A 10,659-nucleotide genomic window follows, 5' to 3' on the forward strand; every position below is an offset into this window, starting at 1 on the left:
TTTTGGGAGTGTTGGCTCTCCCAAAACTTCCATTCTCCTCCATTAATGGGAGGTGAATTATATGAAGTGGCTCACTTTTGAAGTGATCACAATGGCTCAAATTAATATTGACAAAAACAATGCTAACTCCTCCCAATTTAGTTGTAAAGATTGGTGATACTCTCATAACACCAACTCTCGGTACTTACAGTTGGCGTGTTTTAGAAGATGGAAAAGTGAAGGTTACCCATGCAGATTCATTTGGACCTCCAAGTTTAATTAAAAATCAAGAAATACCAATAGTGAGTTCGGCGTCATTTGTTAAATTAGAATTTGAAGTCCCCCAATTACATATGAGGTAAGGACATGGAATTCTGATTATAATTTTACAGGCGTATTTGAAGAAGTAAATCTATTAAATAATATTGGTACAACAGTATTTGAAGTGCTTGCAACATGGGAGCAAGGAAATGCAAGTTTTGCTTTTGTATTAGATATAGAGGCTAATTGAATTTTATTCAATCATCACGTTCTCAACCAATTCTACATTGAAATGGCAACTATCCAAAGTGTAGGTTTACGAGACAGGTGTTGTCTTAGCTTAATTACATATTTTATTAAATGATATATTTATAAAATGAGGGGACGAGTATGATTCATTCGCTCGTTTAACAGTCAAAAATAAGAATTTTTTTTGCAACTAAAAAACAGGTTAAGGGGTTGACTGATTTGATTAAATCGTTAGGAAAAAGCTTATTAACACTAGTCATTGTAGGATTTCTCTTCGGATGTAATGACAAAACTATTGAAGTGACTAACACCGAAGACAATGGGTCAAAAGGAATATTGTACGAGGTAACACACGAAAATAATACAGTTTATTTGTTTGGTACATTACACTTCTCAAACCGAACATTACTTCCTTTAAATGAAAAGATCGAAGAAGCGTATAACCAGTCTAATTACCTTGCAGTTGAGCTTAATCCAAATACCATTAATAGACGTGAAAGAAACCGCTTATTCAAAGAAGTTGGTACGTACACAGATGGGACAACTATAAAAGATAATCTTTCTAGTGAGGTGTATGAAGCTTTAATCTTGGCGCTTAATGACTTAGGGATAGAAGAGAAAACGGTTGAAAATTTAAAACCCTGGGCTATTGATGATACATTGCTAGGAGAGATATTGTTTAAAAAAGGCGGTGCAACCTATGAATTAGGGATGGATCAATACTTTATAAGGAAAGCAAATCAAGATAATAAAAAAATAATTGAATTAGAAACTCTTGAAGAGAAGTTAAATGTTTATGCTGCGGCGACTGATGACCTGCAAGAACTAGCTTTAAAAGAAAGATTACAAGAACTTGACGAGTTAGATGCCATGTTCCAAGAAGAGATAACTGATTGGATTAACGGGGACATCGAAAAAATGGAGAAATATCGTGTATTTGAACTTGATGGTGCAAATCCTAAAGACATAGAAGTGGCTTTTGAAGCCTTTTACCTTGAGAGGGACAGAAAGATGGCTCAAAAAATAGAAGAGTTTTTATTAAACGGAAATTCTGAAGCGTATTTTGTTGCCGTAGGAGCTTATCACCTTGTGGGTGAAAACAGTATTGTTGATTTATTAAAAAAGAGTGGGTATGACGTAAATAAGATTATTAATTAGATGGGGCAAGGGGACAGGTACCTTGTCCCACCGATTAAGAAAAAAGAGAATTGTTAAGTCAAAAAAAGAGGGGCAGTGAACCTGTCCCTCTATTCTTCTAATATTACCCCTTCTTTAAAAGAAATATCTTGGACTAAATTCTTTCCTAATTTCTTATAAAAGATTCTAACCGTTTGAATATCATTATTAAAATTTTCATCTAGAAGCTTAATACCTAATACTAAGGTGAAATTTTTATCAACTTTATAACTTTCAATAGGAAGTAGTTGGTCTTTCAAGTTTTCATTAATCATATCCACTTCTCGGAGCATCCCGAAGTCATTTTCGGTTATATAAGTTTCAATAAGAATTTCATCATCCTGGACAATTGAGCCATCCCCCTTTAGGAAGTCAACTTTTGTAATTTCAGGACTCCCAAAACCTTCCCATTGAAAGCGGTAACTTATAAATAAAATATTGCCACCACTAAGAAGATCTCTTACTACTAAACTATGACTTGTTTTTATGAAATCGCCATGTTGACTTAAATAATTGTAGATACCAAATCCGCTAAAAAATACACTAAGTAAAACTACTAGTACTATTATTTTTTTCATAAAAAACTCCTTATATTTTTTTAAAAACTGTAACAATTCATCAATTTTTCCAGCAGATTTCTATTTTCTTGAATACTCTATACAGGGAAATTATTACATAATGATATAAAATGTACAACACTATTGTAAAATATTACTAATAATGAATAGGGTATATTTAAGCGTTTTGGGTGGCTGAAAGGTGCCGAAATAAAAGTAAAGGGAAAACCTAATCTCAGTTTGTCGAGATTTAAGCCCACAAAATTATACTCAGATTTAAATGATTTACCATCAAAAATAATATTAAAACAAATGATTTTGGTAACTAGTGAATTTTTGCACTTAAAGAAACGTGTGGGGTTAGTGGATAAATTTGGAAGTAGTGAACCTGGTTGCTAAGTAAACTAGGTTTATTTATCTTTCTTTAAAATTTGTCTTTTTGTAAATGGAAGATAGTGTTAAAATTTACTTATTCAAGTAACGAAGCAGTTTAATTGAAGAAGATGTAATTAAGTTGACCTGTTCGAAAACTATTAAACTTATTCCAGTAAAAAAGTATATGTGAATTATAGGAAGTGCTGAAAATGTTTATTGAATTAAAATCAGATTGTAAAAATTGTTTTGGATTATGTTGTGTAGCGTTACCTTATGGCAAATCATCTGATTTTCCTTTTAACAAAGATGGCGGAAATCCCTGCCGTAATTTATGTTCAAATAACTTGTGTGCTATACACGACCAATTGAGGGAGAAAGGCTTTCGTGGTTGTGTTTCTTATGATTGTTTTGGTGCTGGTCACCATGTTTCACAATCTATTTTTAATGGTAAAGATTGGCGTGAAGATGCTGTACATGCAGAAGAAATGTTTGCTGTATTTCCTCGTGTTCAACAACTGCATGAAATGCTTTGGTATCTTCAACAAACTCTTACTTTAAAGGAAACACAATCGTTAAAAAATCGCCTGCAAAAAATTTACGAAGAAACGATTGAACTAACCATAAAAAAGCCAGAAGAGATTTTTAAAATTGATATAACGGCACATAGAAGCAAGGTCAACGCTCTGTTAATAGAGTCAAGTGAAATGTATAGAGACAGGAATAAAAAAGGTAAAAAGAACGGTTTAAAGAAAAAGTCAGACTATTTAGGAGTGAATTTAAAGGGGTTAAATCTACAAGGCGAAGATTTTCGTGGGAAACTAATGATAGCATCAAATTTAAGCCAAAGTGATTTGAGGAGAGCTGATTTTATTGGTGCTGACCTTAGAGACGCAGATTTAAGTGGTGCTGATTTGTCTGAAGTTCTCTTTCTTACACAGTCACAAATCAATTCAGCAGTTGGAGATGTTCATACTAAAATCCCAAGTTATTTAGAAAAACCAAGCCATTGGATTAACAAAAACGTTTCTTAATTAAACGGATGCATTAGTTTAAAACAAGGTGTTACGACCGCCATTGCGCTAACTGACAGTTTACTTGAACAGAGATTATAGATGATATTGAAATCGAAGGATTTATTGATGAGGAAAATTTTTGTTCCAATTGTGGTACTAATCAAATTTATTACGATACCTTTGATAGTTATTTTTGCCCGAAATGTAATTACTGGATCGAGAAGAAATGTGGAGATCCAGATTGTAAATAATGCTCAAAGCGACCAGAGAAACCATTACCAGTTAAATAATTCTTATTAAACAAACGAGGCTTATGTTGTATTAGTAATATAAAAACAACAAATCCAAGTGCTGCGCAGCAACTCTTACTGTTGAAAATTAGGAGACTATCACGTTTATTAAGTGATCGTCTCTTCGCATTTGACTCATGTTGCACAGTAAATTAATTATGTTTTACTGAAAGAATTATTCAGATTAAAGAGACTTAGTAATAAGGTGTTGTGGAAAAAGTAGATTTTTTATAACTCATCCATTTTATCTACCTCGTTTTTAAAATATCCTAATGCTCCAAAAAGCGCCGTATCAGGCTTTACAGCTACTATTCTGTCATTTAAATGACTTATTTCATCCTTTTTCCCATATCCAATTATGGTAAAATTGTCCTGAAAAAGTATTTTGAGGGGGGAAGCAATGTGCAGCAACCGAAACAGCATCATTTTGTTCCTACTGCAGCAAATGAGCGAATTGTAACGCTTGATATTATTAGGGCTTTCGCACTTTTTGGAATTTTACTTGTCAACATGAGATTTTTCTCCACACCTGCCATTCAAGCGGATAGTATCGGTATCTCTTTTAGTGGCAATCTGCTCGACACTATAAGTACATGGTTTATCTTTATTTTTGCTGAAATCAAATTCGTTTCTATGTTTTCAATGTTATTCGGAATTGGGTTTCTTTTGTTTATGGAACGGGGAGAAGAAAAGGGGATTTACGTAAAGAAGTTTTTTAAACGTCGTCTTCTCGTACTACTCATGTTTGGTCTAATCCATATTTTCTTTTTCTGGTATGGTGATATTTTGACGTTCTATGCCTTGCTTGGTTTTATTTTGCTTTTTATGAAGGATAAACAGCTCCGTTACTTAAAAAGAGCAGCTATCATTACTTGGAGTATTGTTGTCACATTCTTTATGCTTATGGCTTCTCTGATGTTTGTTGCTCAAATAGAGACCACCCCAGAGCAACTGGCATTGATGGAAAACGAAGTTGTTCGAATCGCAGATGTATATAGTCAAGGTACGTTCGTTGAAATTCTGCAGCAACGAATTAATGACATTTCAATCATTGCAGTTGGCAATATTTTTCTTTTTGGCGTTATTCTAACCATGTTTTTCTTTGGAATGTATTTTTGGAGAACTGGAATTTTTACGAATACGGCAGAAAATCTTAATAGGATCCGTCGAATTGCAAAAAGAATGTTAATGGTAGGTGTGCTAGGCTTAATCCTTGCAAGCTTAGGAATGATTTTCATTGATGGTGCTAATTCTCCATGGTATTTCGTCAAGTATGGAGGGCTTTTCATCAGTGGACCTTCGATTAGTATCTTCTATGTCATGAGTATTTTGTTATTGCTCCAAAACAAGGACCGTTTGGCAAAATCAACGACTTACTTACAACCTGTCGGTAAAATGGCTCTGAGCAACTATCTCATGCAGACACTCCTTTGCACGACTATTTTCTACAGCTACGGGCTAGGCTTATTCGGAAGCATTGGACCTTTCAGAGGCATTTTAATAACAATAGGTATTTACTCCCTACAAATCGTCTACAGTTATTTTTGGATGAAGCGGTTCCGGTTTGGGCCGATGGAGTGGCTATGGAGAAGATTAACATATGGGAAAAATGCAGTAAAAGTGCAACCTCTGCAGAAAGCGCAATAGCCTATCGCTAAATCCATGAAATTATTCCATACAATAAACGGTTGTACTCCTAAGAGTGCAGCCGTTTCTATTACTGAAGTATTGTATGCAACGGGTTGTAGATCGTCTGAAGTTCATGGATTAGATAAAGCTGAGACTTAGGTATTCAAAGATTACTCGTTAGCGAAAGCGAGAGCAGCATAAAAAGTATTTGATTCAGTATGTTACTGTTCTGTATGACTAAATTATGTGCAATAATAAATTAAAAAAGAATAATAGAAAAAAACAACTTAATGCCTTATAATTTAATAACAGGAAGGTGATCGGAATGGAAAAAAGAATCCTTGAAATCCTATTGCAACTACAAAATGATTTGAATGAAGTAAAAACTGATATTCAAGAAATTAAAGGAACTGTAAACAGAATTGAACCTTCTCAAACTGAAGATGTAGTAGGAATGTTGAAAGTAACTAAAAAGAAAACAGATTTTGAAATTGATTTTATAAACAATAAACTAACAGAAATGGACAAGCGATTATTTAGTCTTGAAAAGAGAGTTGAGAATTAGTTATTTGGTAGCATCAGTAAATAGCGGAGTTTTGTTATTTGTTGAATGAAGATAAATATAGTTCACAGTACACTATACTTGTACCTAAAAATTTAAGAGCAAAGGCGACCACTTTAAGAGTGGTCGTCTTTCGCATTTTGATAAAATACTCCGCAGCAAACTCTTTTTCTAAGTTTGTTTTTTGAAAAGAGAACACTTTATCTTATTAGGAGTCAGTTTACTAAAAAAAGAAAGTTAATGTTATTGCCTATACACTTTAGGCTTTGGGATGCCAACAAAGTAATCGGATTCACGGAAAATATGGTCAGAGACCCAGTCGTAAATTAGTTAATTTTTAGATAGATTTCCATAGTTGGGCGGATAGGCAAGTTACCAAAGTTAACTAAAGACAATAGACTACTTGTATAGACAAAAGGTGGTGAGAAAATGGGTAGGCGAATAAATCATACTGAACGTGATGTGGAGCACTTAGCAAGGCTAATGCTAGCAGAGGCGATCGGTGAGGGTGCCGAAGGGATGGAGTTTGTAGGAACGGTTGCGGTCAATCGGGTTGAGGCAGACTGTGATCCGGACTTCAGAAATCTTCGCACTATCAATCATGTCATCTATCAAACGATACCGGGAACTGGAATTCCTCATTTTGAACCTGTCTTAAATGGATCATTATATACACAGCGTCCGTCAGAAGAAGATCTCGAAAGGGCTAGGAATTTGTTGCATGGTCATAGGAGTCCTCGAGCCAGAACGAGTTTGTGGTTTTTTAATCCGAGTCCAGGGCAAACATACCGTGATCCTTGTACCCCTACGATGCCAAGATCACCCATGACGCAGTTCGAATTCGCGCACAAAAACCATTGCTTCTATGTCGCTGTACCGGGCTATTGCCCAGAATTTTATAGATGAGAAAAAATAAGGAGATGATCTTTACATGACTTGTGGAAACTCTAGTTTTTTTCCAATGAACTATTCCCCTAGTTTTTATTCTGATCCCATGATGCCAAGCGGGCCTGCACAACAACCTATGGCCTTCCCGGCGGGTATGCCTTCTGGACCCGCGTATGCTATGCCAGTAATGCCAATTGGGACTGGGCAGCAACTACCGATGGGCAGGGTGGAAGAATCGTTTATCGAAAATATTTTGAGATTTAACAAAGGCAAGGTTGGTACATTCTACTTTACTTACCGAGGTAACAATGAATGGAATGCTAGGATTTATCGCGGCCGCGTTGAAACGGCTGGACGCGACCATATCATCATTAGCGACCCTGCCAGCGGCAAACGCTACCTACTGATGATGGCAAATCTTGATTGGGTAGAATTTGATGAACGAATTAATTATCCTCACACCGAAATTAGTCCGGCTGTCCAGGCAAACTTGGAAATATCGGAGTGATGATGTAATGCGCTAAACCCCACTGCAAAATGAGTGGGGCAAGGGGACAGGCACCTTGTCCCACCGTTTAAGAAATAAGTGAACCGTTAAGTCACAACAGAGGGACAGTGAACCTGTCCCTCTGTCCCTCTGTCCCTCTGTCCCTATCCTTTTTCGCCGAAAACTTCAGGAATCATCTTGAACCCATCGATTATCGTATCTTCTACTACTTCGATCATCAGGTAACGTTTACCCTCAAAGTGAATTTGTCGAATATATCTTAAATCTTGGGGACTAATGGAAACATTAGCGACCTTCGTTTCGATTTTTATCGATTTAGATGTGTACTTTGGGACGATATTGCTTGCCTTAATTTCATATTTCTCGTCATCGATTACTTTCTGAAAAGCGGATTCGATTTGTTCCGTATGAATATCTTCGATTCCGCTCTGTTTTAACACGCGTTCAACGTCTTTTACGTCTAACTTAGGAGCTTCATCGTCTTCATTTTCTTCAATAACACGATTAATTTCTTCATAAACATTGGAAAGGGTTGCGGTATTAAGCTGATCTCCTGTTACTTCTTTTACAATTTCTTCAAAAATAAATTTGTCATCCTTTGCGGTCATCGTTTCTTCGCCATTTAAGACTTCCTCAATGAACTTGTGGTCGAGATCATTTGCTTTACCGGCCGAATAGAGAATATGGTTTACATCAGCTGAATTATCGGTAAAACAAGGAAAGAGAAATCCGCCAATTGGAGCGTTTAGGTTGATAATAGGGTCAACAACAATATTATACTTAAATTCCTTGATCACATAGTCAAATAGCAATTCTTTCTTTGGTTCTTGTGTGCTATTGATGCTACATAAGATAAACGGATGAGTATAAACAGAATCGCGATCACTTTCCTCCGTCTGTTCATTATTCCGTTTTGTTGGTTTGAAATAGTTTCCACGAATAAAGGTGATGACGATATCCATCTCGTATTGCCTGCTATTCAGCATTTTTTCGATGATTCGAAGCATTTGTTCCTTCCAGTCTTCCACTTCACCGCTCAATAATCCTTGGTGTAAAATAAGTTGGCTGCTATTTTCCACGTTTCTTTGAAACTTCAATTCAAATAGCTTCTCATCCAATTGTCCACCAAGAATTTTCTTAAAGTTATTGAAAAATAATTCTTGTTGCTCCGCTTCTAGCATTTCAAAAGGTTGGCTTTGATGATGATAGATTTCAGAGGATTCCTTCAAAATATAAACAGTAAAAATATCACTGATCCTTAGTAAGTCATTATTTACTTTAAATTGTTTACGAATATTGCCAATGTCTTTTTTATTCATCTAAATTTCCACTCCAGCACTGTTTTAGTTTGCAAATTTAAAAAGTTAAGTGCCAAGCATTTAACTTTACCAACTATAGCATTTTATTATTTTAACATATTGGCTTCAAATTAAGAATTCATTGTGCAATTCCAATTAATGAACACTTGCCGATTTCCCGTTGGTAATTTTAGCGGATAAGTATGAGAGATTTTGTAATTGAGTATAAAGGGGTAGGGAAAGAAATGAATTGCACATTAATCGTAGCCATGAAGTTATGATGAACTAATGGACCTGTCCCAATGTCCCACCAGTCTATCTTTTCTCATGTTGAGGAATTGATAGGCTGCTTTTTGTTATTTTCCTTTCAGTCCCAACCCAAAACAAAGGTTTTCCTAACTTCTAGTCGAATAATTGATATATAATCCCATTATTAGGCTAAAAAGGGAGTTATAACAACTCCGAGGTTAAGCTATTTGCACCAAATAACAGGACAAGTAAGATTCTGATGTAAATGAAAAAATTTAAACGATGGAAAGAGTAGAGGTGAAAAGGATGAAAAAAGCAAAGAATTATTGTGGGGCACTATTTGCAGTAGGTCTATCGCTATTTATTATTGGCATATTTAATATTATTGCATACAACGTTAATGAATTCTTTGAAGGTTTAGGAATTGTTAGTTTATATTTTTTGTTATCAACGGGAAGTGTTTTATTATTTATGAGCTATATTATTAGTAAAATTTTAGACAATATTGAAGTGGAAATAAACGAGGTAAAAGATCGTACATTAAATTTAGACATTAAAATAAATAATCAAAGACGTTTATAAAAAAAGGGTAATAAAAAACATAGAGAGTACCTAGAAGGGAAAAAGCATGTATTCTCCTTTTTAATTAATGATGTTTGGCATTATAAGCGTATTGGTTATTTTTCATTTTAACGCTCATTAAATTTAACCTGATGAACAATTACTAGAAATATTAGAAAAGACCGTCCCATACTATCAAGAGTTAAAAACATTACATTTAAACTTGTCAACTGGTAGTCGGAATGAGCGCATAGAAACACTAAGGGAAATTCAATACATCAACAATAAAATGGCTGAAGTTATAGTGAATTATCGTGGGGCTGTTAATTAACTACACTATCATAAAATACTTGTTAAGCGGTGAGCTTTAATTTAAGATCTGTCGTTGCGGCAGCTCCTAATGGTATTTAAGAACATTTTAGTCAAAGAAGTAGAAATTTTTTCATGAAAAATGGATGAAGGGTAGGGTAACTATGGCGTTAAATGTTGCGTCTGTAAGTTTGGTAATATCACTAATCGTATGTTTAGCGTTAAGCTTCGGAATGTTTAAAGACAAGAAATGTATTGTTTGGGGCATATTTACAATGTTTGTATTTTCACCTTTACTAACGTGGATTGTTTCTACATTATACGGGATAAGTGTGGGCGATGGATTTGCAGCAGTCGCACTTATGATGGTAATGTTCCCTTCTCTGTTTTTGGTAGGAATTGCTATTCTTCTTGTGGGAATTTATAGATTTAAAGCCAACTAAAAAAATATTTAATTAGGGTGTGGGGTTGTTTGTGGATTTTACTATTACTTGTACTGATTGGTGTTGGAACTATTGTTGGGTATATGAAAGAGCAATCAAAACAAAATAAAAGAATTATTGAACTACTTGAAGAAATAAACAAAAAGAAATAGGTATTCAATTAACGGAAGGTTTAATTGATAGACAAGGGGACAGTAAACTGTACCCTATAGAGTGGACACCTTATTAAAGGGACGATCTCTATAGGGTACTTTTTTAATGTATAATAGTGAAAATAGATGATTCGGATTCGAGGAGAAAATTCATATGAAT

Annotated in this window: 12 protein-coding genes; 10 read left to right on the plus strand and 2 right to left on the minus strand. The window is 34.9% G+C overall.

Features of this window, described 5'->3' with window-relative positions:
* Nucleotides 1-708 precede the first annotated feature (708 nt).
* Entirely contained in the window at nucleotides 709-1,647 is a 939-nt protein-coding gene (locus ACK4M9_RS22295; protein ID WP_409854980.1) for a TraB/GumN family protein, read from the plus strand.
* Between the two features lie 89 nt (nucleotides 1,648-1,736).
* Here the strand turns inward: ACK4M9_RS22295 and ACK4M9_RS22300 are convergent, their stop codons facing one another.
* On the minus strand, nucleotides 1,737-2,243 hold the full coding sequence (locus ACK4M9_RS22300; RefSeq protein WP_409854981.1) for a hypothetical protein: 507 nt from the start codon (nucleotides 2,241-2,243) through the stop codon (nucleotides 1,737-1,739).
* A gap of 563 nt (nucleotides 2,244-2,806) precedes the next feature.
* On the opposite strand from ACK4M9_RS22300, the gene ACK4M9_RS22305 reads away from it, so the two are divergent.
* The 6 genes from ACK4M9_RS22305 to gerQ all read left to right on the plus strand — a co-directional run bounded on the left by ACK4M9_RS22305 (nucleotide 2,807) and on the right by gerQ (nucleotide 7,487).
* Entirely contained in the window at nucleotides 2,807-3,628 is an 822-nt protein-coding gene (locus tag ACK4M9_RS22305) for a pentapeptide repeat-containing protein (RefSeq protein ID WP_409854982.1), read from the plus strand.
* Between the two features lie 104 nt (nucleotides 3,629-3,732).
* On the plus strand, nucleotides 3,733-3,861 hold the full coding sequence (locus ACK4M9_RS22310) for a hypothetical protein (protein ID WP_409854991.1): 129 nt from the start codon (nucleotides 3,733-3,735) through the stop codon (nucleotides 3,859-3,861).
* Between the two features lie 441 nt (nucleotides 3,862-4,302).
* A complete protein-coding gene (locus ACK4M9_RS22315) occupies nucleotides 4,303-5,547 on the plus strand; it encodes a DUF418 domain-containing protein (RefSeq protein ID WP_409854983.1) in 1,245 nt (414 codons plus the stop codon).
* 307 nt (nucleotides 5,548-5,854) lie between these two features.
* Nucleotides 5,855-6,094: a hypothetical protein gene (locus ACK4M9_RS22320; protein ID WP_409854984.1), complete on the plus strand. Its 240-nt coding sequence runs from the start codon at nucleotides 5,855-5,857 to the stop codon at nucleotides 6,092-6,094.
* A gap of 426 nt (nucleotides 6,095-6,520) precedes the next feature.
* Nucleotides 6,521-6,997: a cell wall hydrolase gene (locus ACK4M9_RS22325; protein ID WP_409854985.1), complete on the plus strand. Its 477-nt coding sequence runs from the start codon at nucleotides 6,521-6,523 to the stop codon at nucleotides 6,995-6,997.
* A gap of 136 nt (nucleotides 6,998-7,133) precedes the next feature.
* Nucleotides 7,134-7,487, plus strand: coding sequence for a spore coat protein GerQ (gene gerQ / locus ACK4M9_RS22330; protein WP_409854986.1), 354 nt, complete (start codon nucleotides 7,134-7,136; stop codon nucleotides 7,485-7,487).
* A 143-nt stretch (nucleotides 7,488-7,630) separates the two neighbouring features.
* Here gerQ and ACK4M9_RS22335 read toward each other — a convergent pair whose 3' ends face one another.
* Entirely contained in the window at nucleotides 7,631-8,806 is a 1,176-nt protein-coding gene (locus tag ACK4M9_RS22335; protein ID WP_409854987.1) for a DUF4317 domain-containing protein, read from the minus strand.
* A gap of 525 nt (nucleotides 8,807-9,331) precedes the next feature.
* Here ACK4M9_RS22335 and ACK4M9_RS22340 point away from each other — a divergent pair.
* The 3 genes from ACK4M9_RS22340 (at nucleotide 9,332) to ACK4M9_RS22350 (ending at nucleotide 10,499) form a co-directional block, all read left to right on the plus strand.
* On the plus strand, nucleotides 9,332-9,616 hold the full coding sequence (locus ACK4M9_RS22340) for a hypothetical protein (protein ID WP_409854988.1): 285 nt from the start codon (nucleotides 9,332-9,334) through the stop codon (nucleotides 9,614-9,616).
* A gap of 452 nt (nucleotides 9,617-10,068) precedes the next feature.
* On the plus strand, nucleotides 10,069-10,347 hold the full coding sequence (locus ACK4M9_RS22345; RefSeq protein WP_409854989.1) for a hypothetical protein: 279 nt from the start codon (nucleotides 10,069-10,071) through the stop codon (nucleotides 10,345-10,347).
* A gap of 29 nt (nucleotides 10,348-10,376) precedes the next feature.
* Nucleotides 10,377-10,499 carry a hypothetical protein gene (locus ACK4M9_RS22350; protein WP_409854990.1) on the plus strand — a complete coding sequence of 41 codons (123 nt, stop codon included), beginning with the start codon at nucleotides 10,377-10,379 and terminating at the stop codon, nucleotides 10,497-10,499.
* The last annotated feature ends 160 nt before the right edge of the window (nucleotides 10,500-10,659 follow it).

The sequence above is a fragment of the Anaerobacillus sp. genome, from assembly GCF_046314235.1.
GTDB lineage: Bacteria > Bacillota > Bacilli > Bacillales > Anaerobacillaceae > Anaerobacillus.